The sequence below is a fragment of the Pseudomonas sp. GW823-FHT01D03 genome (genome assembly GCF_058798255.1).
Map to the genome: position 1 here is coordinate 5,491,654 of NZ_JBXAKK010000001.1, position 25,875 is coordinate 5,517,528.

Below are 25,875 nucleotides of genomic sequence, written 5' to 3' on the forward strand. Positions count from 1 at the left end.
AGATTTCAGGTACACACCAAACCCTGTGGGAGCGAGCCTGCTCGCGATAGCGTCAGCTCAAACACCACAAACCTTCAAACCTCACTCACCGGCACCCACACATTCAGACTGGTGCCCTCCCCCGGCTCACTCTCAAGCAACAAGCGTCCGCCCATGATCAACACCCGCTCGCGCATACCGACCAAACCAAAGGACGTCGGCCGATCCGCCGCAGCGACAAAGCCTACGCCATCGTCGCTGACCGTCAGACACAACTCGTCGCCTTGCAGCGCCAGTGTCAGCTCCACAGTATGCGCCTGAGCATGGCGCATGACGTTGGTCAGCGCCTCCTGCAGGATGCGGAACAGGCCAATCGCCTTGGCGTCGCTGAGCACCGGCAGATTGTCCGGCACCTGCACCAGACACGGAATCTGCGTGCGCGCCTCGAACCGCCGTGCCTGCCATTCAATCGCCGAGGCGATCCCGGCATCGAGAATCGGCGGGCGCAACGCCGTCGCCACATCACGCACCAACTGGAACAACTGGGCGATCAGGCGCTTCATGCTGTTCAAGCGCTCATGCAACCCCGGGTCAAGCTGCGCATAGGCCAGCTCGCACATCGAGGTTTCCAGCTTCAGCACCGTGAGCATCTGCCCCAGCTCATCGTGCACCTCCCGGGCGATGCGCGCCTTCTCTTCTTCGCGCACGCTTTCCAGGTGCGCCGACAATTCGCGCAGTTGTTCGCGGGAGGCGGCGAGCTCCAACTCGATACGTTTGCTTTCGCTGATATCCCAGACGATGCCGTCCCAGACATAGGCGCCATCCTCCAGCTGTCGGGTGATTGCCTTGATCTCGGCCCAGCGCTGCTCGCCCTGACGGGTAAGGATGCGCCCCTGCCACGACCAGTCACTGTCAGTGTCCAGTGCCTGATCCTGAGTCTGGTGGTAACTGGCCCTGTCGTCCGGGTGCACCAGACTGCGCAAGCCCATGTCGCGATGGGCGATGGCGGCCGGCGCATAGCCGACCAGACTCTCGCTGCCCTCGCTGATGTAGGCGAAATCGATCTGACCGGTCACCGGCGCCCGCTCCAGGCGGAACACCAGCCCCGGAACGTTGGCGGCGATGCCTTGCAGGCGCGCTTCACTTTCCTGCAACGCGGCCAGGGCGCGGCGACGCTCAGTGACGTCGGTGAGATAAACCACCAGATACTCGCTGTCGCGAAAACGCAGAAAACTCAGCGAGACGTCCGCCGGCAGGATGCTGCCATCGGCGCGCACGCAGCTGGTTTCAAAACTCAGCGGCCCTTCTTCACTGGCCCGCGCGCGTTTCCACAGGTTGAGCCAGCGATCCATGTGCAGACCGGGTTCGAAGTCGATCAACGGCCGTTCGATCAGCGCGCCCTGTGGATAACCGAGCATGCTTTCCGCCGCGCGGTTGGCGTAGCGCACATGGCTGTCCCAGTTGACCCAGAGAATGCCGACGGTGCTTTGATCGATGGAAAACTGGGTCAGGCGCAAGGCTTCTTCGCTGGCCGCGCGCAGGGCGATGTCTTCCCGGGCGGCCAGCAGGCGCTGTTCGAGGCTATGTTGCTGGCGTCGTTGCCAGACCACGATGGCCACACAACTGAACAGCAACACCGCAAACAACAGGCTGAGGTTCTGCCAGAACCCCGGCGATTCCGTGAGCCGTGGGTACTTGGGTTGCAGCCATTGGTTGTGCAGGCGCTCCAGATCCTTGGCCGGGATTGCTCGCAAGGCGCTTTCGATGATCCCGGCCAATTGCGGCCAGTCGCGCCGCGTGGCGACCCGCAACAGCTGTGGCAAGCCGATATCGCCGACCACCACCAACCCGGCGAACTCGGGTTCGGCGGACAACCGCCCGAGCTGCGCCTCATCCACCACGGCGTAGGACGCCTGCTGGGTCAGCAACAGTTGCAGTGCCTGACGCTCCAGCGGCACGCCTTGCAGATTCAAATGGGGATAGGTGCTGCGCAAATAGTCCGCCGTCACGCTGGGCATGCGCACGGCGACACGAGACAGGCTGTCGAGTTTTTCCAGCTCGACCACGCCGCCGCTCTTCTGGTCGCTGACCACCAGTTGCGGCACACGCATGTAGGGATCGGAAAACAGCCACAGGCGCAGCGCACCCGGGGTCTGGGTCAGGCCCGGGGCGATGTCGATTTCGCCTTCGCGGGCGGCCTCCTCCAGTTGCGCCAGATCCTGAAAATTGCGCCAGCTCAGCTCGACGTTCAGGGTTTTGGCCAGCGCCTTCATCAATTCGACGTTGGCCCCGGACAAGCGCTGCAAGCGCCGGTCGTATTGCGCGTACGGCGCCTGCAAGACCAGACCGACGCGCAGCTCGCGGTGCTGCGCCAGCCATTGCTGCTGGTCGGGCGTCAACAGCGCTGCATGTGCCGCCGGCGCAGACGCCGCCCAGCCCATCAAGGGAAAACACAACCAGCCGATAACCCACAGGCAGCAAAAACGCATCATTGAAGTCTCGTACACTGACAAATTCTGACCAACCCATTAGGCTGCCGGGATACTTTTCTGGCCTGGAATAACCGATGCCCTCTGTCTACCGCCTGGCAATGCCAGCATTGTGCCTGTCGCTGATCCTGCCTTGTGCGTTTTCCGTCGAAGCCGCCGATCCGGCGCCCGCCTCCACCGCCGAGCAACCGGCCACCGAAAAACCCGCCGAACGCCAGCCATTGCTTGAGCGTAGTCAGGAAAAAGCCGCGGCACTCGAACGCAAAGTCCCGGCACAAGAACAGCAGCAACTGCAGGCGGGCGCCGACACTTTCCTCGCCCTGTGGAAACCGGCCAACACCGCCGAGCCCAAAGGTGCGGTGATTATCGTCCCCGGCGCCGGCGAAACCGCTGACTGGCCGCAAGTGATCGGCCCGCTGCGCAGCAAATTGCCCGATGTCGAGTGGAGCAGCCTGAGTATCACCCTGCCGGATCTGCAAAGCGATGCCATTGCACCGCGGGTGATTGCGCCCGCCGCCGCGCCGAAAGCCCCGGAAAGTGGCAGCAAGGATTCCACCACTGCGCAACCGATCGAACAGGCCGCGGGCGGTGAAGCGGAAGTGGCGGATCAGGTGGTCGCCGAAACCACTGAAGAACAATCCAAGGCGGATGCCGAGCGGATCTTTGCGCGGATCGACGCGGCGATTGCCTACGCCGAGCGACAAAGCGCACGCCGTGTCGTCGTGCTCGGTCACGGCACGGGCGCCTACTGGGCGGCGCGTTTCCTCAGCGAGCGGCAGAGTTCGCAGGTCGAGAAACTGGTGATGGTCGATGCGCAAACGCCGAGCAAAGCCAAGCCGCCACTGGCCGAACTGACGCCGACCCTGAAGTTGCCGACTGCGGACATTTTTTACATGGACAAGGCTCTGGATCGCAACGCGGCGCTGGAACGTATGCAGGCCAGCAAGCGTTTGAAGACTTCGGCGTTCAGCCAGATGGCGCTCAAGGCGTTGCCGGATAAAAAGGCTGAGCAGGAACAGCTGTTCCGGCGGGTGCGTGGCTGGTTGAATCCGCAGAAGACTGACTGATAGATCGAGTTGCCCCATTCGCGAGCAAGCCCGCTCCCACCCTGATCGCATTCCAGCTGAAGGAACGCGATCAGGGTGGGAGCGGGCTTGCTCGCGAAGAGGCCCTCATCAACAACTCACCTCTAACGATCAGCGAAAATCCCGTCGCGCCCGGATCAGCGTAAACGCGTTGTGCAGCTCGCGGGTTTTCTCGGTCGCGTCACGCACCTGCTCCGGCGTTGCGCCGCTGCCGGCGATCTTGTCCGGGTGATGACGGCTGAGCAGCCGTCGATAGGCGCGCTTGATCTGCGCCGGTTCGCTGGTCGCCGACACCCCGAGTAGACGCATCGCTTCCTGATAACTCACCGCGGCACTGACAATCGGCCGTTTGTTCGGCTCGTAATCACTGGCCAGCGCCTGGATCTGGTGGGTTGTCCACCCCAGCCACTTGCCCCACTGCGCCAACAGTTCACGCTCACTGACGCCCGCGCGACCGTCGGCCCAGACCATCCGCCAGCAGGCGCGCAACACGCCTTCAGCGGCATGCGGCTGAGCACTCAGGCGTCGCAGGTAACCGCGCAAGTGATCACCACCGGCCTTGCCGCGATTGAACGCAGCAATCGCCCGCCGCCGTGCCGGTTCGCTCATTTCCAGGGCGTTCATTTCATTGCGCGCCTGCTGGATGTGACCGTCCGTCACTCGCCCGTCACTTTTCGCCAGACGCCCGAGCAACACGAACAGCAATTCGTCGTTACGCAACATCGGCCGGCCGCCGAGCTTTTCCCGCAAGTGTCCCCAGCTCTGCAAGTGCAGGCGCCGATCCAGCGCCTGTCCCAACAATGCCCCAAGCATGGCCCCCGGAATGCTGGCAATCGCAAAACCCGCTCCGGCTCCAATCAGAGTCCCTGGCCACAACATATCAACGACTCGCTTCTATCAATTCTTCAGCTTCGGCCAGACGCTCATGCGTACCGACATCCACCCAGTGACCTTTCAGAAGCTCACCGCTGACCTGCCCATCGGCCATGGCTTTGCGCAACAACGGTGCGAGCTTGAATGCGCCCTCCGCGCAACCGTCGAACAGTTGCGGATGCAGGACGGCAATGCCGCTGTAGGTCAGAGTTGGCGCATCCGGCTGACCATCAAGCACCTGACCGTCAGTCAGGGTGAAATCGCCTGCCGGATGATGGGCCGGATTGTCCGCCAGTACGAGATGCGCCAGACCATTGATCGGTTGATGCAGCACGCTGAAGTCGTAATCGGTCCAGATATCGCCGTTGACCACCAGAAACGCATCGTCACCGAGCAACGGCAAGGCGCGGAAAATCCCGCCGCCGGTTTCCAGCGGCTCGCCTTCTGGCGAATACCGGATGCTCACGCCGAACTGCGAACCATCGCCCAGGTAATCCTCGATCTGCTGACCGAGCCAGGCGTGATTGATCACGATTTCACTGAAACCGGCCGCCGCCAGCGCGCGCAGGTGATACTCGATCAACGGCACGCCGCCGGCGCGCACTAGCGGTTTGGGGGTGGTCAGGGTCAGCGGGCGCATGCGTTCGCCCTTGCCTGCCGCCAGAATCATCGCCTTCATGCAGTCACTCCGCCACGCAGACTGGCGAGCAACGCCTGCAGATCCGCCAGTTCAGGACGACGCGCAATCACCGCTTCTATATAGGCGAAGAAACGCGGCACGTCGGCCAGGTAGCGCGGTTTGCCATCGCGATGGCAGATGCGGGCGAAGATGCCGATGACTTTCAGGTGGCGTTGTACGCCCATCAGGTCACTGGCACGCAGGAAGTCTTCGAAATCGGCCTGCACCGGGATGTCCAGCGCCGAGGCTTGCTGCCAGTAACTTTCCAGCCAGCCACGCACGCGTTCTTCAGGCCAGCTAAGGAAAGCGTCCTTGAACAGGCAGGTCACGTCGTAGGTGACCGGGCCGTAGACCGCATCCTGAAAATCCAGTACGCCGGGATTCGGCTCGCTGAGCATCAGGTTGCGCGGCATGTAGTCGCGGTGCACCAGCACTTTCGGCTGGGCCAGGGCGCTGTCGATCAGCAGATCGCTGACGGCTTGCCATTGCTGCTGCTGTGCCGAGTCGAACTCGATGCCGAGTTCGCGTTTCACGTACCACTCGGGGAACAGTTCCAGCTCGCGGCGCAGCAGTGCCACGTCGTAACTCGGCAGCGGTGCGACCATCGGCAATTGCTGAAAAGCCAATAGCGCCTTCAGGGCATCGCTGAACAAAACGTCGGCATTTTCGCCGTCGATTACGTCGAGATAGGTCTTGTTGCCCAGGTCATTGAGCAAAAGAAATCCGCGTTCGAGGTCTTCTGCATAAATTTTCGGCACGTTAATTCCGGATTTCGCCAGCAAAAAGGCGATATCCACGAACGGTTTGCAGTTTTCCTGGGGTGGCGGCGCGTCCATCACGACGAAGCTGCGCCCCTCTCCTTCCCAACGGAAATATCGCCGGAAACTCGCGTCGCTGCTGGCCGCGGTCAACGTGGCCGGGGGCACGGCGCCCCAGCCCTGATCTGCAAACAGGATTGCCAACTGCTCATCGAGCCAAACTTTCAGGTGTTGCAAGCGTACATCTTGGTCAGGCATTGCAAGGGTCTCCGACGGCGCTAGCCGTCAAGCGGGTCATGCTTTATTATCCAGCATCTTTTTCAGACCATCGAGAGGCGTGCGGCCCACACCGCGGGCAGATGGCACGCAGGAAGCCCGGACTAATAAGATGGCATTGAAATCCCCCGCGTTTCGTAAAAAATTTCCGTTGTTGGTAACCGGCAGTCTGCTGGCTATGCAACCTCTGGCCAGTCAATTCGTTGTTGCCGCCGAGCAGTATGACTGCGCCGTCTCGGCAACGGGTGGCTGGGCGTGTGCGCCCAAGACGCCGGCAGCTGCATTGCCGCCGCGTCCGGTGCATGACGGCAGTGCCGTCAGCGCCGCCGGCGAAGCCCCGAGCCAGAACGGTTCCACATCCGACACCGGCGCCAAGCCTGTGCTGGTCACCGAAGCCAAGGGCCGCGGCCTGAAATCCCGTAGCGAAGACTACAGTCACCTCGACTGGGTTCCGCGCGAGAAGCTCACCGCCGCTCAATTGGCCGAGACCGGTCCTTACTGCTCTGGTTCCTATATCGAACCGATTCGTCCTGGCATGAATGACAAGACGAATAAAAGTGACGCACCGACCTTTATCGGCGCCAAAGCCTCGCGCTACAACACCGAAGATCAGGTGGGTACGCTGGCCGGCGACGTGATCTTGCGTCAGGGCAGCATGCAGGTCGAGTCCGACGAGGCCAGCCTGTATCAGGCCGAGAGCCGCGCCGAACTCAATGGCGACGTGCGCATTCGTGACAACGGTGCACTGATCGTCGGCGACCATGCCGATGTGCAGCTCGACACCGGTGAAGCCAAGGTCGACAACGCCGAATACGTGATGCACAAATCGCGCATCCGCGGTAACGCGCTGTACGCCAAGCGTGCCGAGAACGCGATCATCCGCTTGAAGGACGGCACGTACACTACGTGCGAACCGAACAGCAATGCCTGGCAGCTCAAGGGCAACAACATCACCCTGAACCCTGCCACCGGCTTCGGTACCGCGACCAACGTGACACTGCGGGTCAAGGACATTCCGATCCTGTACACGCCGTACATCTACTTCCCGATCGACGATCGTCGCCAATCGGGCTTCCTGCCGCCGACCATCGGCACCGGCAGCGATACCGGCTTCATGCTGGTGACCCCGTACTACTTCAACCTGGCGCCGAACTACGATGCCACGTTGTACCCGCGTTACATGAGCAAGCGCGGCATGCTGGTCGAAGGCGAGTTCCGTTACCTGACCAAGTCCAGCGAAGGCCAGTTCGGTGCTGCATACCTGAACGACGAGAATACCGATCGCAGCAAGCAGTCCGATTACGAAAAAAATCGTTACATGTACAACTGGCAACACAAGGGCGGTCTCGACTCCCGTGTGTATACCCAGGTTGACTACACCAAGATCAGTGATCCGTATTACTTCCAGGATCTTCAGACCGATCAGATTGGCATCAAGACCAGCGACTACGTGAATCAACAGGGTTCGATCAGCTATCGCGGCGACAGCTACGTGGCACGCTTGAACGCGCAGGCTTACCAACTTGCGACGGTTTCGAACATTACACCGTACGACCGTCTGCCGCAGTTGAGCCTCTATGGCCAGTTGCCTTACCACCCGGAAGGCCTGACCTTCGATTACGAGACCGAGCTGGTTCGTTTTGATCGTGACCTGAAGAACGGTACTTTCACCGACGAGGACGGTAATACCTCCCCACGGCTGGATACCAACGTGTTCGGTCTGGCCCGTGCCAACGGCGACCGTCTGAATCTGAAACCAGGCGTCAGCCTGCCGATGAACTGGACGTATGGTTTCCTCAAGCCATCGCTCAAGTATCAATACACCCAGTACCAACTGGATCTGGACAGTATCGGTAAAGGCCAGATCGCGACTCAGAACGCGGAACAAAACAAGCTGCTCGGCACCTTCGACAGCAACCAGAGCCGTGGCGTACCGATCGCCAGCGTCGACAGTGGCCTGTACTTCGACCGCAACACGTCGTACTTCGGCAAGAACTATCGCCAGACACTGGAACCGCGCCTGTTCTACCTCTACGTACCCAAGGTTGACCAGGAAGACATTCCGGTATTCGACACCAGCGAATACACGTTCAACTACTCGTCGCTGTTCCGTGACAACCGCTTCTCCGGTGCCGACCGTGTCGGCGACGAGAACAAGCTGTCGCTGGGTGTGACCAGCCGCTGGATCGAGGACGACGGCTTTGAGCGTCAACGCATCAGCGTTGGTCAGGCTTACTACTTCAAGGATCGTGAAGTACAACTGCCTGGCATCGCGTTCAACGATCGTAAAGATGCCCAGTCCGACGTATCGCCGTACGCGCTGGAATACGAATATCGCTGGAACCGCGACTGGCGCACCACGGCCGACTACAACTGGGATCCGGACAGCCGCAGCCCGCGTTCCGGCAGCGCGACGTTCCACTACCAGCCTGAAGACAACCCGAACAAGGTGGTCAACATCGGTTATCGCTATCGCAACGACCAGGTTCGTTTCGACCAGACGACCGGTAAGTGGTCCGTGGGTGGTGGCGACTATGGCACTCCGGGCCAGCCTGGTTACGTGAAGGACTACTACAAGATCCAGCAGCATGACTTCTCGGTCATCTGGCCGATCGTTCCACAATGGAGCGCGATCAGCCGCTGGCAGTACGACTACAACCGCAACCGTACGCTGGAAGCCTTCGGTGGTTTCGAGTACGACAACTGCTGCTGGAAACTGCGCCTGATCAACCGTTACTGGGTTTCCTACGACGAATTCAGTCAGGAAGCTCCGCAAAACGAAAAAGGCGACCACGGCGTCTTCCTCCAAATTGTTCTGAAGGGACTCGGCGGCCTGACTGGCGCCAAGGTAGAGAGCTTCCTCGACAAAGGCATCCAAGGTTATCGTCAACGTGAAGACCAAGCTTTCTGATTGTCTGCGCCCGCTGCTGCTGGGCGCGCTGTTCCTGGGTACTGCGGCCAACGCCGCAGTTCAGTCCATCGATAAAGTGGTGGCGATCGTTGATAACGATGTGGTCATGCAGAGCCAACTGGACCAGCGCGTCCACGAAGTTCAGCAGACCATCGCCAAGCGTGGCGGCGGCTTGCCGCCGCCCGGCGTGCTGGATCAGCAGGTGCTTGAGCGCCTGATCGTCGAAAACCTGCAACTGCAGATCGGCGAGCGCTCCGGCATCCGCATCACCGACGAAGAACTGAACCAGGCGGTTGGCACCATTGCCCAGCGCAACAACATGACGGTGGATCAATTCCGCGCCGCCCTGGCTCGCGACGGTCTGAACTATGACGACGCCCGTGACCAGATCAAGCGCGAGATGATCATCAGCCGTGTGCGTCAGCGTCGCGTGGCAGAGCGCATTCAGGTCTCCGAGCAGGAAGTGAAGAACTTCCTCGCCTCCGACCTGGGCAAGATGCAGCTGTCCGAAGAACTGCACCTGGCCAACATCCTGATCCCTACGCCGGAAAGCGCCAGCTCTGAAGCGATTCAGAGCGCTTACCGTCAGGCGATGGACGTTTACCAGAAGCTCAAGCAAGGCGCCGACTTCGGCCAGATGGCCGTTGCCAAATCCGGCAGCGACAATGCCCTGGAAGGCGGCGACATGGGCTGGCGTAAAGCTGCGCAACTGCCACCGCCGTTCGATCGCGAGTTGAGCAGCATGGCGGTTGGCGACATCACTCAACCTGCACGCACGCCGGGTGGTTTCATCATCCTCAAACTGCTGGCAAAACGTGGTGGCGAAACCCAGATGCGTGATGAGGTACATGTACGCCACATCCTGGTCAAGCCAAGCCCGATTCGTGACGAAGCCAAGACCGAAGCCCTGGTGCAATCGCTGTATGACCGCATCCTGGCCGGTGAAGACTTCGCTGAACTGGCGAAAAACTACTCCGAGGATCCGGGTTCGGCGCTCAACGGTGGCGACCTGAACTGGATCGACCCGAACGCACTGGTACCGGAATTCCGCGAAGTGATGGCCAAGACCCCACAAGGTCAGCTGTCCAAGCCATTCCAGACCCAGTACGGCTGGCACGTGCTGGAAGTCCTGGGCCGCCGCGCCACCGACAGCACCGAGTCGGCACGCGAGCAACAGGCAATGACTGTTCTGCGTAACAAGAAATACGATGAAGAGCTGCAAAACTGGCTGCGTCAGATTCGTGAAGAAGCCTACGTAGAAATCAAACTCCCTGGTGCAGACCAGGCAGCGCAGTGAAACCCAAGCGTTTCGCGCTGACACCCGGCGAACCAGCCGGCATCGGTCCCGACCTGTGCCTGCTGCTCGCCTCGCAAGCCCAGCCACACCCCCTGATTGCCATCACCAGCCGCGACCTGCTCAACGAGCGGGCCGCGCAGCTGGGGCTGGCCGTCACTTTGCTGGAAGTGGCGCCCGGTCAATGGCCGGACGCGCCGGCAGCAGCCGGCAGCCTGTACGTCTGGGACACCCCGCTCAGCGCCCCCGTGGTTGCCGGGCAACTGGACAAGGCCAACGCCGCGTTTGTCCTCGAAACCCTGACCCGCGCCGGCAACGGCTGCCTGAACGGCGACTTCGCCGGGATGATCACCGCCCCTGTACATAAAGGCGTGATCAACGAATCCGGCATCCCGTTCTCCGGGCATACGGAGTTCCTCGCAGACCTGACCCATACCGCCCAAGTGGTGATGATGCTCGCCACTCGCGGCTTGCGCGTCGCACTGGTCACCACCCACCTGCCCTTGCGCGAGATCGCCGATGCGATCACGCCGGAACGGCTGGAGCGGGTCACGCGGATTCTGCACGCCGACCTGCAAGACAAATTCGGCATCGCCCGGCCACGCATCCTGGTCTGCGGGCTTAACCCGCACGCCGGTGAAGGCGGACACCTGGGCCATGAAGAAATCGACATCATCGAACCTACCTTAGAGCGCCTGCGCGGCGAGGGCATGGACCTTCGTGGCCCGCTGCCTGCCGACACTCTGTTTACCCCCAAATATCTGGAGCACTGCGACGCAGTGCTGGCGATGTACCACGACCAGGGCCTGCCCGTGCTGAAGTACAAAGGCTTCGGCGCGGCGGTCAACGTGACCCTCGGCCTGCCGATCATCCGCACCTCGGTTGACCACGGCACCGCCCTGGATCTGGCCGGCAGCGGCAAGATCGACACCGGCAGCCTGCAGGTCGCCCTGGAAACCGCCTACCAGATGGCCGAGACCCGTTTATGACCGAGCAATACCAACACAAGGCGCGCAAACGCTTTGGCCAGAACTTCCTGCACGATGCCGGCGTCATCGATCGCATCCTGCGTTCCATCAGCGCCAAACCTGACGACCGCATGCTGGAAATCGGTCCGGGCCAGGGCGCACTGACCGCCGGCCTGCTCAGCTCCGGCGCGCAACTCGACGTGGTGGAACTGGACAAGGACCTAATCCCGATCCTCAATCAGCAGTTCGCCGGCAAGAGCAACTTCAACCTGCATCAGGGCGACGCGCTCAAGTTCGACTTCAACACACTGAACGCCGCACCGAACAGCCTGCGCGTGGTCGGCAACCTGCCCTACAACATCTCCACGCCGCTGATATTTCACCTGCTGAACAACGCCGGCATCATTCGCGACATGCACTTCATGCTGCAGAAGGAAGTGGTCGAGCGCCTGGCGGCTGGCCCGGGCGGCGGCGACTGGGGTCGTCTGTCGATCATGGTTCAATATCACTGCCGTGTGGAACACCTGTTCAACGTCGGCCCGGGCGCGTTCAACCCGCCGCCGAAGGTCGACTCGGCCATCGTTCGTCTGGTGCCGCACGCGGTGCTGCCGCACCCGGCCAAGGATCATCGCCTGCTCGAGCGCGTCGTTCGCGAAGCCTTCAATCAGCGTCGCAAGACCCTGCGTAACACCCTCAAGCAATTGATGACCGCCGCCGAGATCGAAGCCGCCGGCGTCGATGGCAGCCTGCGCCCCGAGCAACTGGACCTGGCCGCATTCGTACGCCTCGCCGACAAGCTTAGCGAGCAAGCCCCCGCCCCCACCGCCAACTGACTGGCGATGAACGCTATCGGGCAGGACGCCACTCTGGTTTACTGCCCGATACTTGCCTAGACTGATTCCCCATCAGCTACGCCCCGCGTTCCGCTTTGCTTAAGGCCCTTTTGCATGTCCGATTCTCGTTATCAGGTCGACGTCAGTGTCGTTACCCGCTACCTGGCAGACCAATCGCAACCCGAGCACAACCGCTTCGCCTTCGCCTACACCATCACCGTGCAGAACAATGGCGAACAGCCCGCCCGTCTGTTGTCGCGGCACTGGGTGATCACCGACGGCGACGGGCATGTCGAAGAGGTTCGCGGCGCAGGCGTTGTCGGCGAGCAACCGCTGATCGACGCAGGCAAAAGCCACACTTACAGCAGCGGCACGGTGATGACCACCAAGGTCGGCACCATGCAAGGCAGCTACGAAATGGTCGCTACCGACGGCAAGCATTTCGACGCGATCATCAAACCTTTCCGCCTCGCCGTCCCCGGAGCCCTGCACTGATGACGACGTACGCCGTCGGCGACCTGCAAGGCTGCCTCGATCCGCTCAAATGCCTGCTCAAGCAAGTGGCGTTCGACCCGAAGCTTGATCGGCTGTGGCTGGTCGGCGATCTGGTCAACCGTGGCCCTCAGTCGCTGGAGACCCTGCGCTTTCTCTATGGCATGCGCGAGTCGCTGGTCTGCGTACTCGGCAACCACGACCTGCATCTGCTGGCCGCCGCCAACAATATTGAACGCCTGAAGAAGTCCGACACCCTGCGCGAGATTCTCGAAGCCCCCGATGCTGCCGATTTGCTCGAATGGCTGCGCCAACAAAAGCTCATGCACTACGACGAACAACGCGAAGTAGCCATGGTGCACGCAGGCATCCCACCGCAGTGGTCCTTGCGCAAGGCCCTGAAGTACGCGGCCGAGGCCGAAGCCGCGCTGCGTGACGACAACCTGTTTCCGCTGTACCTCGATGGCATGTACGGCAATGAGCCGGCGAAATGGGACAGCGGCCTCACCGGCGTGACCCGCCTGCGCGTCATCACCAACTATTTCACCCGCATGCGCTTCTGCACCGCCGACGGCAAGCTTGATCTCAAGAGCAAAGAAGGCCTCGACAGCGCACCGCCGGGCTACAAGCCATGGTTCCAGCACAAAGAACGCAAGACCCGCGGTCTGCGCATCATTTTCGGCCACTGGGCCGCGCTGGAAGGCGATGTCCGTGAACCGGGCATCTCGGCGCTGGACACCGGATGTGTCTGGGGCGGCAGCCTGACCCTGATGAACGTCGACAGCGGCGAGCGCGTGTCGTGCAAATGCGATGAACACGGCGGGCTTGCCCCCACCGTCGCACCACTTATCCCCGAAACTTCGCCAGTCAGCGCGCCGCGTTAGACTGCGCATTCTGCCGAGCTACAGGAACCCGCCATGAGCGAATTCAAACGAATCCCCCCGGAACAAGCCAAGGCCCTGCGCGAGCAAGGCGCCGTGGTGGTCGATGTACGTGATCCTGCCACTTTCGCTGCGCTGCATATCAGCGGTTCGAAGCATCTGGACAATCACTCCCTGCACGCCTTCATTCAAGGCGCCGACCTTGATGCACCGACCGTTGTCGTCTGCTATCACGGCAATTCCAGTCAGGGCGCTGCTGCCTATCTGGTCAGCCAAGGCTTCTCCGACGTCTACAGCATGGACGGCGGCTTCGAGCTGTGGCGTGCGACTTATCCGTCGGAAACCGCGCAAGGCACCGCCGAATAATTTTTTTGCAGCACGCAGGCCCCGGCTGCCGTGGGCCTGCGCGGGCAGACGAACGGTCTTGCCACAACTAATTACGTATCTCGCCTTTACCTCCCGAATTCCCAACTATCCTTAAGCCCAGGCCATCCAAAACAGGGGAGAGCCGGTACACCGGCGCACGGGTCATCGGGAGTGACTTTCAAGGTTGTCGACCGCGAAAGTGTTCTGGGGGGTAAACAAGCGGCCACCGCGGCTGCTTGCCAGCATCGACTGAGTGACCCGGCGTCGGCTCCACGTATCGAGCGAGGTGACGTCATGAGTATCTTTAGCCACTTCCAACAACGCTTCGAGTCCACACGCCAGGAAGAACTCTCGCTGCAGGAGTACCTGGAGCTGTGCAAAAGGGACCGCAGCGCTTACGTTTCCGCCGCCGAGCGTCTATTGATGGCCATCGGCGAACCCGAGCTGCTCGATACGTCGACCAACTCGCGGCTGTCGCGGATCTTCTCCAACAAGGTCATTCGTCGCTATCCGGCCTTTGAAGACTTCCACGGGATGGAAGAATGCATCGACCAGATCGTCTCGTATTTCCGCCATGCCGCCCAAGGCCTGGAAGAGAAGAAACAGATCCTCTACCTGCTCGGCCCCGTTGGTGGCGGTAAATCGTCCCTGGCCGAGAAGCTGAAACAGCTGATGGAAAAAGTGCCCTTCTATGCGATCAAGGGCTCGCCGGTATTCGAATCGCCTCTGGGTCTGTTCAACGCCACCGAAGATGGCGCGATCCTCGAGGAAGACTTCGGCATCCCACGGCGCTACCTGAATACCATCATGTCGCCGTGGGCGACCAAACGCCTGGCCGAATTCGGTGGCGACATCAGTCAGTTCCGTGTGGTCAAACTGTACCCGTCGATCCTCAACCAGATCGCGGTGGCCAAAACGGAACCGGGTGACGAGAACAACCAGGACATCTCCGCGCTGGTGGGCAAGGTCGACATCCGCAAGCTCGAGGAATACCCACAGAACGACGCCGACGCCTACAGCTACTCCGGTGCGCTGTGCCGGGCCAACCAGGGCCTGATGGAGTTCGTCGAAATGTTCAAGGCACCGATCAAGGTGCTGCACCCATTGCTGACCGCCACCCAGGAAGGCAACTACAACAGTACCGAAGGCCTCGGCGCGATTCCGTTCACCGGGATCCTGCTCGCGCACTCCAACGAATCGGAGTGGCACACCTTCCGCAACAACAAGAACAACGAAGCGTTCATCGACCGGATCTACATCGTCAAAGTGCCGTACTGCCTGCGGGTCAGCGACGAAGTGAAGATCTACGACAAGTTGCTGTTCAACAGCTCTCTGGCCAAGGCCCACTGCGCACCCGACACCCTGAAGATGCTCGCGCAGTTCACCGTACTGTCGCGTCTCAAGGAGCCGGAAAACTCCAACATCTATTCGAAGATGCGCGTCTACGACGGGGAAAACCTCAAGGACACCGATCCGAAGGCCAAGTCGATTCAGGAATACCGCGATTCGGCGGGCGTCGACGAAGGCATGAACGGTCTCTCGACCCGCTTCGCGTTCAAGATCCTGTCCAAGGTGTTTAACTTCGATCCGCATGAAATCGCCGCCAACCCGGTGCACCTGCTGTATGTGCTGGAACAGCAGATCGAGCAGGAACAGTTCCAGGCCGAGACCCGCGAACGCTACCTGCGCTACCTCAAGGAGTACCTGGCGCCGCGTTATATCGAATTCATCGGCAAAGAGATCCAGACCGCTTATCTGGAGTCTTACAGCGAGTACGGGCAAAACATTTTCGACCGCTACGTGCTGTATGCGGACTTCTGGATTCAGGATCAGGAATACCGCGATCCGGAAACCGGCGAAATTCTCAACCGCGTCGCGTTGAACGAAGAGCTGGAGAAAATCGAGAAACCGGCGGGCATCAGCAATCCGAAGGATTTCCGCAACGAAATCGTCAACTTCGTGTTGCGCGCCCGGGCCAACAACAACGGCAAGAATCCGACCTGGCTCAGCTACGAGAAACTGCGGGTGGTCATCGAGAAGAAAATGTTCTCGAACACCGAAGACCTGCTGCCAGTCATCAGCTTCAATGCCAAGGCGAGCAAAGAGGATCAACAGAAACACAACGACTTCGTTACTCGAATGGTCGAACGCGGCTACACCGACAAACAGGTACGGCTACTTTCCGAATGGTACCTACGGGTCCGGAAATCGCAGTAAAACAGCTACAAGCTTCAAGCTACGAGCTGCAAGAAAAAAGCATGTGAACGCTGTGCTTCTACTTGCGGCTCGCAGCTCACAACTTGAAGCTGCCCGGAGGGCCACGTATGAGCTATGTGATCGACCGACGTCTCAATGGCAAGAACAAGAGCACGGTGAACCGCCAGCGCTTCCTGCGGCGTTACCGTGATCACATCAAGAAGGCTGTCGAAGAGGCGGTCAGCCGCCGTTCCATTACCGACATGGAACACGGCGAACAGATCAGCATTCCCGGTCGCGACATCGACGAACCGGTGCTTCACCACGGTCGCGGCGGCAAGCAGACCGTAGTTCATCCCGGCAACAAGGAATTCACTGCCGGCGAACACATCGCCAGGCCTCCGGGCGGCGGCGGTGGACGCGGTCCCGGCAAGGCTGGCAATTCCGGCGAGGGCATGGACGAATTCGTCTTCCAGATCACCCAGGAAGAATTCCTCGAATTCATGTTCGAAGACCTCGAACTGCCGAACCTGGTGAAACGCAACCTCAGTGGTACCGACACGTTCAAAACTGTGCGCGCCGGGATCAGCAACGAGGGCAACCCTTCGCGGATCAACATCATCCGCACCCTGCGCTCAGCCCACGCCCGGCGCATTGCGCTGTCCGGCAGCAGCCGCGCCAAGCTACGCGAGGCCAAAGAGGAACTGGCGCGACTGAAGCGCGAAGAGCCAGACAACTTCGGCGATATTCAGGAACTGGAGGCAGAAATCGAGAAACTCAGCGCGCGCATTCACCGCGTGCCGTTCCTCGATACTTTCGACTTGAAATACAACCTGTTGGTCAAGCAGCCCAACCCCAGCTCCAAAGCGGTTATGTTCTGCCTGATGGACGTTTCCGGTTCGATGACCCAGGCCACCAAGGACATCGCCAAACGCTTTTTCATCCTGTTGTATCTGTTCCTCAAGCGGAACTACGACAAGATCGACGTAGTGTTCATCCGCCACCACACCAGTGCCCGGGAAGTGGACGAAGAAGAGTTTTTCTATTCACGGGAAACTGGCGGCACCATCGTCTCCAGCGCCCTGAAGCTGATGCAGGAGATCATGGCCGAGCGTTATCCAAGCAACGAGTGGAATATCTACGCCGCGCAGGCTTCCGACGGCGACAACTGGAACGATGACTCGCCGATCTGCCGCGACATCCTGATCAATCAGATCATGCCGTTTGTGCAGTACTACACTTATGTGGAGATCACCCCGCGCGAACACCAGGCCCTCTGGTACGAATACGAACGCATCGCCGAAGCCTTTTCCGACACGTTTGCCCAGCAGCAACTGGTCTCGGCCGGGGATATCTATCCGGTCTTCCGTGAACTCTTCCAGCGCAGGTTAGTGACATGACCGCCAAAGAGCAGAAACGCCAACCTATTTCCACCGGCTCCGAATGGACGTTCGAGCTGATTCAGGCCTACGACCGCGAAATCGCCCGGATTGCGGCCGGCTATGCCCTGGATACTTATCCCAACCAGATCGAAGTGATCACCGCCGAGCAGATGATGGACGCCTATGCCTCGGTCGGCATGCCACTGGGCTATCACCACTGGTCCTACGGCAAACACTTCCTCAGCACCGAGAAATCCTACAGTCGCGGGCAGATGGGGCTGGCCTACGAGATCGTGATCAACTCGGATCCGTGCATCGCCTACCTGATGGAAGAAAACACCATCTGCATGCAGGCGCTGGTGGTGGCGCACGCGTGCTATGGCCACAACAGTTTCTTCAAGGGCAACTACCTGTTCCGCACCTGGACCGATGCCAGCTCGATCATCGATTACCTGGTGTTTGCCAAGCAGTACATCATGCAGTGCGAGGAACGCCACGGTATCGATGCCGTTGAGGACCTGCTCGACTCTTGCCACGCGCTGATGAACTACGGTGTTGATCGCTACAAACGTCCGTATCCGATTTCCGCCGAGGAAGAACGCCGGCGGCAGAAGGATCGCGAAGAGCACCTGCAGAAACAGATCAACGATCTGTGGCGCACCATCCCCAAAGGCGCGGACAAGTACAGCGACAAGGATAACGCCCGGTTCCCGGCCGAACCGCAGGAAAACATCCTGTATTTCATCGAGAAGCACGCGCCGTTGCTGGAGCCGTGGCAACGGGAGATCGTGCGGATCGTGCGCAAGATCGCCCAGTATTTTTATCCACAGCGTCAGACTCAGGTGATGAACGAAGGCTGGGCCACGTTCTGGCACTACACCCTGATGAACGACCTGTACGACGAGGGCCTGGTGACCGACGGGTTCATGATGGAATTCCTCACCTCGCACACCAGCGTGGTGTTCCAGCCGGGCTTCGACAGCCCTTACTACAACGGGATCAACCCTTACGCATTGGGTTTTGCGATGTATCGCGACATCCGCCGCATGTGCGAAAACCCCACCGAGGAAGACCGGCGCTGGTTCCCGGACATCGCCGGTTCCGATTGGCTGTCGAGCATCAAGTTTGCCATGAGCAGTTTCAAGGACGAGAGTTTCATCCTGCAGTATCTGTCACCCAAGGTTATCCGCGACCTGAAGCTGTTCAGCATCCTCGATGACGACCAGAAGGACGACCTGCTGGTGCCGGCGATCCACGACGAAACCGGTTACCGGATCATCCGCGAAACCCTGGCCGCACAATACAACCTCGGCAACCGCGAGCCGAACGTGCAGATCTACAGCATTGACCGGCGCGGCGACCGCTCGCTGACCCTGCGTCATCAGCAACACGACCGCAAACCCTTAGGCGATTCCACCGACGAAGTACTGAAACATCTGCACCGGTTGTGGGGCTTCGACATTCATCTGGAAACCCTGCAGGGTGACCAGATCATGAAAACTCACCACGTACCGCCGCGCAGTGAACACAGCGAAGGCGATTACGGTCGGCTCGACCTGGCCGTGATTCATCTCTAGATGCGGATCTGACCTCCGAAAGTCCGACGCAAGGGTTATCCTGTCGGGCTAACGGAGGTTTTTTATGCAGATTTTCAAGGTTGGCGGTGCGGTACGCGATCGCTTGCTGGGTATACCGGTCACCGACGTTGATCGGGTGGTGGTGGGCGCGACCACTGAGCAAATGCTCGCCCAGGGCTTTCGCCCCGTGGGTGCGGATTTTCCGGTATTCCTGCACCCAAAAACCGGCGAGGAATACGCCCTTGCCCGTACCGAACGCAAAAGCGGTCGTGGTTATGGTGGGTTCACTTTTCACGCAAGCCCCGAAGTCACTCTGGAAGAAGACCTGATCCGCCGCGACCTGACCATCAATGCGATGGCCGAGGACGACCAGCAGAACCTCACCGATCCGTATCATGGCCAACGCGATCTCGAAGCACGCGTGCTGCGTCACGTTTCCCCGGCGTTTGCCGAAGATCCGCTTCGGGTGCTGCGCGTTGCGCGCTTCGCCGCCCGCTATGCCGGTTTAGGTTTTACCGTCGCCCCGGAGACACTTGAGCTGATGCGCCAGCTCAGTGAGTCCGGTGAACTGCAGGCGCTGACCGCCGAACGCAGCTGGAAGGAAATCTCCCGCGCATTGATGGAAGATCAGCCACAGGTGTTCATCCAGGTGCTGCGCGATTGCGGCGCACTGAAAGTGTTGATGCCGGAAGTCGACGCGCTTTTTGGCGTGCCACAACCGGAGGCGCATCACCCGGAAATCGACACTGGCCTGCACACGCTCAGCGTTCTGGAGCAATCAGCGCTGCACAAACAACCGCTGACGGTACGCTGGGCTTGTCTGCTGCATGACCTCGGCAAAGGCCTGACCCCGGAAGAAGAGTGGCCACGACATATCGCCCATGAACACACCGGGTTGAAGCTGATCAAAGCGGTCAACGAACGCTTCAAGGCGCCGAAGGACTGTCAGGAGTTGGCCTTGCTTGTCGGCAAGTACCACACCCACAGTCACCGGGCGCTGGAGCTGAAGGCCTCGACGTTGCTGGAGTTGTTGCAGAACTTTGATGTGTATCGACGACCGCAGCGGTTTGAAGAGTTTATCGCCGCCTGCGAAATGGACGCCCGAGGCCGCAAAGGGCTGGAGCAAAGAAATTATCCACAGGCGGAATATTTACGTGGCGCTGCCAAGGCTGCACGGGAAGTCGCGGTGCAGCCGTTGCTGGAGAAGGGATTCAAGGGGCCGGAGCTGGGCGAGGCGCTGAAGCGAGAACGACTGAAGGCGCTAAAAGCCTACAAAGACCAGGCGTCAGCCTGAAAAGCTTCGCGAGCAAGCCTGCTCCCACAAGGGGAATGCATTCCAAATGCGGGAGCGGGCTTGCTCGCGAAAGCGGCAGCTAATTCAACGCAAATCCGAAGACGTGAGCTGCTGTCCACGCCACTCAAACCCGACCGGCGCCAACACCTGATCAATCTGCGCCTCGGCCCACAACGTCGCGAAGCTTTTTCCCACACCCGGATGCACCCGATCCGGCGCAATCAGCGACAGCGGCCACAACACAAAGGCATTTTTCAGGATTTCGGCACGCGGCAGGATCAAACCGTCGAAATTACCCGTCAGATCGCCGTACAACAGCACGTCGATATCCAGCGGCAACCCCTTGCGATCAGGGGCATAACGCCCGTTATCTGCCTCGATGAACTTCAGACGACGGTCCAGTTCCGTCAACGGCAGATCGGTCAGTGCCGAGACCACGAAGTTGTAGAACGGCCCGCTCTTGATCCCCACCGGCTGACTCTCGAACACCGCCGAACAGCGGATATCCACCAGGAAAGTCGCCAAAGCGTCGAGCCCGGCGCGCAAATGGGTTTCGCGCTCGATATTGCTACCGAGCCCGAGGTACACCTGAGTCAGCGACATCCGCGCTCGATCTCCACACCCACGCCACCCTTGGCGGCCGGCACGGCGCCCGGCTTGGTCAGCTTGAGGCGAACCCAGGTGATCTTGAATTCGGCCATCAGCACTTCGACCAGACGCTCGGCAAAGGTCTCGACCAGTTGATATTGCGCTTGCTCGGCAAACGCCTGGATGCGCGTGGAAACACTGGCGTAATCGAGCGCCTTGGTCAGGTCGTCACCGGCGGCGGCCGGGCGATTGTCCCAGGCGAAGCTCAGATCAAGACGCAGGCACTGGCGAATGCCGCGCTCCCAATCGTAGGCACCGATCACGGTGTCGACTTCCAGGCCCTCGATAAACACTCTGTCCAAGCACTTTTCTCCGCTGCACGACAAGGGCGCAATGCGCCGTTAGAATCAGGGCGTCCTCGCCCGGAATGGTTAGCATGTTTTGGTTACTGGCGACCTTCGCCTACCTGCTCGGCTCTCTGTCCTTCGCCATTTTGCTCAGCCGCCTGACCGGAAATCCGGATCCGCGAATGAGTGGCTCGGGTAATGCCGGCGCCACCAACATGCTGCGCCTGGCCGGTCGCAAACTGGCGATCCTGACCCTGCTCGGTGATCTGTGCAAAGGCCTGCTGCCGGTGCTGATCGCAGCAGCCGCTGGCCTTTCGCTGCAGGATCAGGCCTGGATCGGCGTGTGCGCCGTGATCGGTCACCTGTTCCCGCTGTACTTCCGTTTTCGCGGCGGCAAAGGTGTCGCCACCGCTGCCGGCATGCTGCTGGGCCTGTATCCACCCGCCGCGCTGCTGGCGGTGTGTGCCTGGCTGCTGACGTTCTACCTGACCCGTACCAGCTCGCTGGCGGCGCTGATCGCCACGCCTCTGACCCTGCCCTTGCTTGCGTGGCAAGAACCGGAGGCGCTGCTGCCGATGAGCGCATTGACATTGCTGATCGTCTGGCGCCACCGCGGCAATCTACGCGACCTGTTTGCCGGGCGCGAACGGCATTTTTAAATACCGCTCAGCCACACCGCCAATCACAGCGCCGACAACTGCTCCATCGGCCAGCGCGCCTGCACGCTGATCGCCAGACTTTCCTGCTGACCGGCCTGCAAACGCTGGCAACCGGCAAACGCGATCATCGCGCCATTGTCGGTGCAGAACTCGGGACGGGCGTAGAACACATCGCCCTGCATGTCACCGAGCATTTTCTCAAGAGAAACACGCAAAGCCTTATTGGCACTTACGCCGCCAGCGATCACCAGACGCTTCATGCCCGCGTGTTTCAGGGCACGCTTGCACTTGATGGTCAAAGTCTCCACCACGGCCTGCTGGAACGCCAGCGCGATGTCGCAACGGGCTTGCTCGCTGTCGTCCCCGGCGCTGACGCATTGCTGCCAGGTGTTGAGAGCAAAGGTCTTCAAGCCGCTGAAGCTGAAATCCAGACCCGGGCGATCACACATCGGACGCGGGAAGGTGAAACGTCCTGCAACGCCCTTCTCGGCCAGTTTGGCGATTTCCGGCCCACCCGGATAATTGAGGCCCATCATTTTCGCGGTTTTGTCGAACGCTTCGCCGGCGGCATCGTCGAGGGTCTCGCCAAGCAGGCTGTATTGGCCAATGCCATCGACCTGAACCAGCTGCGTATGCCCACCGGACACCAACAAAGCGACGAACGGGAATTCCGGCGGTTTTGGCTCCAGCATCGGCGCCAGCAAGTGGCCCTCCATGTGGTGCACGCCGAGTGCCGGAATGCCCCAGGCAAACGCCAGCGCCTGAGCGCACGAAGCACCCACCAGCAGCGCCCCGACCAGGCCTGGGCCCGCGGTGTAGGCGATCGCATCGATCTCGGTCGGCACGCAGTCAGCCTCCGCCAACACCTGACGAATCAAGGGCAGCATGCGTTTGACGTGGTCACGCGAGGCCAGCTCCGGCACCACGCCACCATAGACGCGGTGCAGGTCGATCTGACTGAACAGCGCGTCGGCCAGCAGGCCGCGTTCACTGTCGTATAATGCGACGCCGGTTTCGTCGCAGGAGGTTTCTAATCCCAGTACTAGCATGGGTTTGCGCCTTGTTTAGGCTGAATTCGAAGGCGCGCATAATAGTCGCCATGCGATGCCCCGACTAGCGGTTTTCGATCAGAGGCTTTGCATTCCGAGCGATGAGGGGTTAACATCCGCAACCCTTAAAAACCGACGTCTTCAAGTGCTCTTTTGCCGCGAGGATGTTGACCCCGGTAATGAATGAAGGTAGCTCTGGATGCCAGCCGTCAAAGTTAAAGAGAACGAACCCTTCGACGTAGCTCTGCGTCGTTTCAAGCGCTCCTGCGAAAAAGCCGGTGTACTGGCTGAAGTTCGTAGCCGCGAATTTTACGAGAAGCCAACTTCTGAGCGTAAGCGCAAAGCAGCAGCCGCTGTTAAGCGTCACGCCAAGAAAGTTCAGCGCGAACAGCGCCGCGCCGTTCGTCTGTACTAATACACAGACGATCGTAGCAAGCTTCTTGCCTAAGCCCGGCCCTCAGCCGGGCTAATGGCATTTGCGTAAAACGCTTGATGCTTCACCGTCGAAGCCGCACACGCGACCGAGACAAATCTGCTTCACGCGTCAGACCTGGCTCTTTTGCCAGCGGTGCACGTCTTTTCTGACGAGCCTTTCAAGGCTACTGACGAGCACACCCACTGATTCCTCTTACGACGATCAGCCCAAGGCACCTGCATGCGTGCCCGCTTTATTGAGCTATCCGGGGCCATTTATCGGCCGTCAGCGGATTCAGCGCAACACTTTCAAATAGTCGAAGACTGATTGGTACTAACGTCAGTGGATTTTCGGCAGATACACTTCCCGACAGCGATCATGCAACCGAACCCGGTCGAGCCGCCCATTTTGTGCGCTTCACTCAAGACCTGTGTCCGGCCGCCCTTCGCATCGGACTCATTACAGCGCAGACGAGAACGCCATGGCCGGGCTGATTCCCCAGAGCTTTATTGACGACCTCCTGAACCGCACCGACATCGTCGACGTGGTCAGCTCGCGCGTGCAACTGAAAAAGGCCGGCAAGAACTACACCGCCTGCTGCCCGTTCCATAAAGAGAAAACCCCGTCGTTCAGCGTCAGCCCCGACAAGCAGTTCTATTACTGCTTCGGCTGCGGCGCCGGTGGCAACGCCCTTGGCTTTCTCATGGACCACGACAACCTGGACTTTCCCCAGGCCGTCGAGGATCTGGCCAAAGCCGCCGGGATGGAAATCCCCCGCGAAGAAAGTGGCCGCCCGCACAAGCCGCGACAGCCAACCGATTCGCCGCTGTACCCGCTGCTCACCGCCGCCGCCGACTTCTACCGCCAGGCACTCAAGAGCCATCCGGCGCGCAAAGCTGCCGTGGATTACCTCAAGGGCCGCGGACTGACAGGCGAGATCGCCCGGGACTTCGGTCTCGGTTTCGCGCCGCCGGGCTGGGACAATCTGTTCAAGCACTTGAGCAGCGACACTTTGCAGCAGAAGGCCATGATCGACGCCGGCCTGCTGATCGAGAACGCCGAAACCGGCAAACGCTATGACCGCTTCCGCGATCGCGTGATGTTCCCGATTCGTGATACCCGCGGCCGCATCATCGCTTTCGGTGGCCGGGTACTGGGCGACGACAAGCCGAAATACCTGAACTCGCCGGAAACCCCGGTCTTTCATAAAGGCCAGGAGCTCTACGGCCTCTATGAAGCACGCAAGAACAACCGCAACCTCGACGAAATCATCGTCGTCGAGGGTTACATGGACGTCATCGCCCTCGCCCAGCAAGGTTTGCGCAATGCCGTCGCGACCCTGGGCACTGCAACCAGCGAAGAACACCTCAAGCGTCTGTTTCGGGTAGTGCCGAACGTTTTGTTCTGCTTCGACGGTGACCAGGCCGGCCGCAACGCCGCCTGGCGCGCACTGGAAGCAACATTGCCGTGCCTGCAGGACGGGCGCCGCGCGCGCTTTCTGTTTTTGCCCGAAGGCGAAGACCCGGACACTCTGGTTCGCGCCGAAGGCACTGACGCCTTCAAGGCGCGGATCAATCAGCATGCGCAGCCGCTGGCGGACTATTTCTTCCAGCAACTGACAGAGGAAGCCGATCCACGCTCGCTCGAAGGCAAGGCCCATATGGCCACCCTCGCCGCGCCGTTGATCGATAAAGTGCCGGGCGCCAACCTGCGCATTCTGATGCGTCAGCGCCTGACCGAAATTACCGGCCTGAGCAGCGAAACAGTCAGTCAGCTGGCGCAAAGCGCGCCGCAGGAAGCGCCGCCCGCCTACGATCCGGGCATCGATTACGACGCAATGCCGGATTACAGCGACTACCATCAGCCGCAGGCACAAGACATGTATGTGCCGCAGCAGGAGTGGACGCCGAAGAAATCCGGCGCCGGCGGCAAAAAATGGGACAAGAAACCCTGGGACAAGAACGGCAAACGTGGCGGCGATCGCGATCAACAACGCCCGCGCACGCCGATTGGCGTCGAATCGCCAACCCTGACCGCCTTGCGTACCTTGCTGCATCACCCGCAACTGGCCAAGCGCGTCGAAGACGCCGGGCACATTGCGGACGAAAATCAGACCAACGCACAGTTGCTTGTGGCGCTGCTCGAAGCCGTACAGAAGAATCCCAAGCTAAACTCATTTCAGTTGATCGCGCGATGGCACGGCACTGAACAGGGTCGCCTGCTCAAGGCACTGGCGGAAAAGGAGTGGCTGATTGACGGAGAAAACCTTGAACAACAGTTTTTCGACACCATTACTAGCTTGTCAGCCCGCCAACGCGAGCGAAATCTGGAACAGTTGCTCAGGAAAGCGCGTCAAAGCGAACTGAGCGCCGAAGAGAAAAATCAACTGCGCGACCTTCTAAGTCGCAATGTTTCCGCATCAAACCCGACCTCAACTGGCGCGTGAGGTCATAGCTCAGGTATAATCCTCGGCTTGTTTTTTGC

The 25,875-nt window shown here is 60.2% G+C and carries 22 protein-coding genes; 15 read left to right on the forward strand and 7 right to left on the reverse strand.

Going from position 1 to position 25,875, the window contains the following annotated elements; genetic code table 11:
• Window positions 1-74: 74 nt before the first annotated feature.
• Window positions 75-2,471: a PAS domain-containing sensor histidine kinase gene (locus tag AC1RBR_RS24435; RefSeq protein WP_492566931.1), complete on the reverse strand. Its 2,397-nt coding sequence runs from the start codon at window positions 2,469-2,471 to the stop codon at window positions 75-77.
• 74 nt (window positions 2,472-2,545) lie between these two features.
• Here AC1RBR_RS24435 and AC1RBR_RS24440 point away from each other — a divergent pair, with 74 nt between their 5' ends.
• Window positions 2,546-3,535, forward strand: coding sequence for an alpha/beta hydrolase family protein (locus AC1RBR_RS24440; protein ID WP_492566933.1), 990 nt, complete (start codon window positions 2,546-2,548; stop codon window positions 3,533-3,535).
• A gap of 129 nt (window positions 3,536-3,664) precedes the next feature.
• On the opposite strand, the gene AC1RBR_RS24445 is transcribed toward AC1RBR_RS24440, so the two are convergent.
• The 3 genes from AC1RBR_RS24445 to AC1RBR_RS24455 are packed head-to-tail and all read right to left on the reverse strand — an operon-like array spanning window position 3,665 to window position 6,121.
• Window positions 3,665-4,432: a TerB family tellurite resistance protein gene (locus AC1RBR_RS24445; protein ID WP_166495423.1), complete on the reverse strand. Its 768-nt coding sequence runs from the start codon at window positions 4,430-4,432 to the stop codon at window positions 3,665-3,667.
• Between the two features lies 1 nt (window position 4,433).
• Complete coding sequence (murU, locus tag AC1RBR_RS24450; protein ID WP_492566934.1) at window positions 4,434-5,105, reverse strand: N-acetylmuramate alpha-1-phosphate uridylyltransferase MurU; 672 nt, start codon at window positions 5,103-5,105, stop codon at window positions 4,434-4,436.
• On the reverse strand, window positions 5,102-6,121 hold the full coding sequence (locus tag AC1RBR_RS24455; protein WP_492566935.1) for an aminoglycoside phosphotransferase family protein: 1,020 nt from the start codon (window positions 6,119-6,121) through the stop codon (window positions 5,102-5,104). The genes murU and AC1RBR_RS24455 overlap by 4 nt, the downstream gene beginning before the upstream one ends.
• A gap of 130 nt (window positions 6,122-6,251) precedes the next feature.
• On the opposite strand from AC1RBR_RS24455, the gene AC1RBR_RS24460 reads away from it, so the two are divergent.
• From AC1RBR_RS24460 to AC1RBR_RS24510, 11 genes are all read left to right on the forward strand, one after another.
• On the forward strand, window positions 6,252-9,050 hold the full coding sequence (locus tag AC1RBR_RS24460; protein ID WP_492566936.1) for an LPS-assembly protein LptD: 2,799 nt from the start codon (window positions 6,252-6,254) through the stop codon (window positions 9,048-9,050).
• A complete protein-coding gene (gene surA / locus AC1RBR_RS24465) occupies window positions 9,031-10,347 on the forward strand; it encodes a peptidylprolyl isomerase SurA (protein ID WP_492566937.1) in 1,317 nt (438 codons plus the stop codon). Before AC1RBR_RS24460 ends, surA begins: the two co-directional genes overlap by 20 nt.
• Window positions 10,344-11,333: a 4-hydroxythreonine-4-phosphate dehydrogenase PdxA gene (gene pdxA / locus AC1RBR_RS24470; protein WP_492566938.1), complete on the forward strand. Its 990-nt coding sequence runs from the start codon at window positions 10,344-10,346 to the stop codon at window positions 11,331-11,333. Before surA ends, pdxA begins: the two co-directional genes overlap by 4 nt.
• On the forward strand, window positions 11,330-12,145 hold the full coding sequence (gene rsmA, locus AC1RBR_RS24475) for a 16S rRNA (adenine(1518)-N(6)/adenine(1519)-N(6))-dimethyltransferase RsmA (RefSeq protein WP_492566939.1): 816 nt from the start codon (window positions 11,330-11,332) through the stop codon (window positions 12,143-12,145). The genes pdxA and rsmA overlap by 4 nt, the downstream gene beginning before the upstream one ends.
• A 114-nt stretch (window positions 12,146-12,259) precedes the next feature.
• Window positions 12,260-12,640: a Co2+/Mg2+ efflux protein ApaG gene (gene apaG / locus AC1RBR_RS24480; protein WP_443532034.1), complete on the forward strand. Its 381-nt coding sequence runs from the start codon at window positions 12,260-12,262 to the stop codon at window positions 12,638-12,640.
• Window positions 12,640-13,521 carry a symmetrical bis(5'-nucleosyl)-tetraphosphatase gene (locus AC1RBR_RS24485; protein ID WP_492566940.1) on the forward strand — a complete coding sequence of 294 codons (882 nt, stop codon included), beginning with the start codon at window positions 12,640-12,642 and terminating at the stop codon, window positions 13,519-13,521. Before apaG ends, AC1RBR_RS24485 begins: the two co-directional genes overlap by 1 nt.
• A 33-nt stretch (window positions 13,522-13,554) precedes the next feature.
• Entirely contained in the window at window positions 13,555-13,884 is a 330-nt protein-coding gene (gene glpE, locus AC1RBR_RS24490) for a thiosulfate sulfurtransferase GlpE (RefSeq protein WP_166495417.1), read from the forward strand.
• 294 nt (window positions 13,885-14,178) lie between these two features.
• The gene (locus AC1RBR_RS24495; protein ID WP_492566941.1) at window positions 14,179-16,101 is read left to right on the forward strand and encodes a PrkA family serine protein kinase; all 1,923 of its coding nucleotides are present in this window, start codon (window positions 14,179-14,181) and stop codon (window positions 16,099-16,101) included.
• 107 nt (window positions 16,102-16,208) lie between these two features.
• The gene (locus AC1RBR_RS24500; protein ID WP_041070055.1) at window positions 16,209-17,480 is read left to right on the forward strand and encodes a YeaH/YhbH family protein; all 1,272 of its coding nucleotides are present in this window, start codon (window positions 16,209-16,211) and stop codon (window positions 17,478-17,480) included.
• Window positions 17,477-19,039 carry a SpoVR family protein gene (locus AC1RBR_RS24505; protein WP_027610714.1) on the forward strand — a complete coding sequence of 521 codons (1,563 nt, stop codon included), beginning with the start codon at window positions 17,477-17,479 and terminating at the stop codon, window positions 19,037-19,039. Before AC1RBR_RS24500 ends, AC1RBR_RS24505 begins: the two co-directional genes overlap by 4 nt.
• A 64-nt stretch (window positions 19,040-19,103) precedes the next feature.
• Complete coding sequence (locus AC1RBR_RS24510; protein ID WP_492566943.1) at window positions 19,104-20,333, forward strand: multifunctional CCA addition/repair protein; 1,230 nt, start codon at window positions 19,104-19,106, stop codon at window positions 20,331-20,333.
• Between the two features lie 84 nt (window positions 20,334-20,417).
• Here AC1RBR_RS24510 and folK read toward each other — a convergent pair whose 3' ends face one another.
• Both folK and folB read right to left on the reverse strand, forming a co-directional pair.
• A complete protein-coding gene (gene folK, locus AC1RBR_RS24515) occupies window positions 20,418-20,936 on the reverse strand; it encodes a 2-amino-4-hydroxy-6-hydroxymethyldihydropteridine diphosphokinase (protein WP_166495415.1) in 519 nt (172 codons plus the stop codon).
• Window positions 20,927-21,283, reverse strand: coding sequence for a dihydroneopterin aldolase (gene folB, locus AC1RBR_RS24520; protein WP_166495414.1), 357 nt, complete (start codon window positions 21,281-21,283; stop codon window positions 20,927-20,929). The genes folK and folB overlap by 10 nt, the downstream gene beginning before the upstream one ends.
• A gap of 74 nt (window positions 21,284-21,357) precedes the next feature.
• Between folB and plsY the strand changes: the two genes are divergently transcribed.
• The gene (plsY, locus tag AC1RBR_RS24525; RefSeq protein ID WP_166495413.1) at window positions 21,358-21,927 is read left to right on the forward strand and encodes a glycerol-3-phosphate 1-O-acyltransferase PlsY; all 570 of its coding nucleotides are present in this window, start codon (window positions 21,358-21,360) and stop codon (window positions 21,925-21,927) included.
• A gap of 23 nt (window positions 21,928-21,950) precedes the next feature.
• Here plsY and tsaD read toward each other — a convergent pair whose 3' ends face one another.
• Entirely contained in the window at window positions 21,951-22,976 is a 1,026-nt protein-coding gene (gene tsaD, locus AC1RBR_RS24530) for a tRNA (adenosine(37)-N6)-threonylcarbamoyltransferase complex transferase subunit TsaD (RefSeq protein ID WP_492566944.1), read from the reverse strand.
• A gap of 199 nt (window positions 22,977-23,175) precedes the next feature.
• Here tsaD and rpsU point away from each other — a divergent pair, with 199 nt between their 5' ends.
• Window positions 23,176-23,391, forward strand: a complete 216-nt coding sequence (gene rpsU, locus AC1RBR_RS24535) for a 30S ribosomal protein S21 (protein WP_002551877.1) — start codon at window positions 23,176-23,178, stop codon at window positions 23,389-23,391.
• Window positions 23,392-23,872: 481 nt separating this feature from the next.
• The gene (dnaG, locus tag AC1RBR_RS24540) at window positions 23,873-25,837 is read left to right on the forward strand and encodes a DNA primase (RefSeq protein WP_115986047.1); all 1,965 of its coding nucleotides are present in this window, start codon (window positions 23,873-23,875) and stop codon (window positions 25,835-25,837) included.
• The last annotated feature ends 38 nt before the right edge of the window (window positions 25,838-25,875 follow it).

What these genes read in the sequence shown, in the direction of transcription:
- AC1RBR_RS24435 (WP_492566931.1), bottom strand. Translation starts at nt 2,471, where the DNA reads ATGATGCGTTTTTGCTGCCTGTGGGTTATCGGCTGGTTGTGTTTTCCC.
- AC1RBR_RS24440 (WP_492566933.1), top strand. Translation starts at nt 2,546, where the DNA reads ATGCCCTCTGTCTACCGCCTGGCAATGCCAGCATTGTGCCTGTCGCTG.
- AC1RBR_RS24445 (WP_166495423.1), bottom strand. Translation starts at nt 4,432, where the DNA reads ATGTTGTGGCCAGGGACTCTGATTGGAGCCGGAGCGGGTTTTGCGATT.
- murU (WP_492566934.1), bottom strand. Translation starts at nt 5,105, where the DNA reads ATGAAGGCGATGATTCTGGCGGCAGGCAAGGGCGAACGCATGCGCCCG.
- AC1RBR_RS24455 (WP_492566935.1), bottom strand. Translation starts at nt 6,121, where the DNA reads ATGCCTGACCAAGATGTACGCTTGCAACACCTGAAAGTTTGGCTCGAT.
- AC1RBR_RS24460 (WP_492566936.1), top strand. Translation starts at nt 6,252, where the DNA reads ATGGCATTGAAATCCCCCGCGTTTCGTAAAAAATTTCCGTTGTTGGTA.
- rsmA (WP_492566939.1), top strand. Translation starts at nt 11,330, where the DNA reads ATGACCGAGCAATACCAACACAAGGCGCGCAAACGCTTTGGCCAGAAC.
- apaG (WP_443532034.1), top strand. Translation starts at nt 12,260, where the DNA reads ATGTCCGATTCTCGTTATCAGGTCGACGTCAGTGTCGTTACCCGCTAC.
- AC1RBR_RS24485 (WP_492566940.1), top strand. Translation starts at nt 12,640, where the DNA reads ATGACGACGTACGCCGTCGGCGACCTGCAAGGCTGCCTCGATCCGCTC.
- glpE (WP_166495417.1), top strand. Translation starts at nt 13,555, where the DNA reads ATGAGCGAATTCAAACGAATCCCCCCGGAACAAGCCAAGGCCCTGCGC.
- AC1RBR_RS24495 (WP_492566941.1), top strand. Translation starts at nt 14,179, where the DNA reads ATGAGTATCTTTAGCCACTTCCAACAACGCTTCGAGTCCACACGCCAG.
- AC1RBR_RS24500 (WP_041070055.1), top strand. Translation starts at nt 16,209, where the DNA reads ATGAGCTATGTGATCGACCGACGTCTCAATGGCAAGAACAAGAGCACG.
- AC1RBR_RS24505 (WP_027610714.1), top strand. Translation starts at nt 17,477, where the DNA reads ATGACCGCCAAAGAGCAGAAACGCCAACCTATTTCCACCGGCTCCGAA.
- AC1RBR_RS24510 (WP_492566943.1), top strand. Translation starts at nt 19,104, where the DNA reads ATGCAGATTTTCAAGGTTGGCGGTGCGGTACGCGATCGCTTGCTGGGT.
- folK (WP_166495415.1), bottom strand. Translation starts at nt 20,936, where the DNA reads ATGTCGCTGACTCAGGTGTACCTCGGGCTCGGTAGCAATATCGAGCGC.
- plsY (WP_166495413.1), top strand. Translation starts at nt 21,358, where the DNA reads ATGTTTTGGTTACTGGCGACCTTCGCCTACCTGCTCGGCTCTCTGTCC.
- tsaD (WP_492566944.1), bottom strand. Translation starts at nt 22,976, where the DNA reads ATGCTAGTACTGGGATTAGAAACCTCCTGCGACGAAACCGGCGTCGCA.
- rpsU (WP_002551877.1), top strand. Translation starts at nt 23,176, where the DNA reads ATGCCAGCCGTCAAAGTTAAAGAGAACGAACCCTTCGACGTAGCTCTG.
- dnaG (WP_115986047.1), top strand. Translation starts at nt 23,873, where the DNA reads ATGGCCGGGCTGATTCCCCAGAGCTTTATTGACGACCTCCTGAACCGC.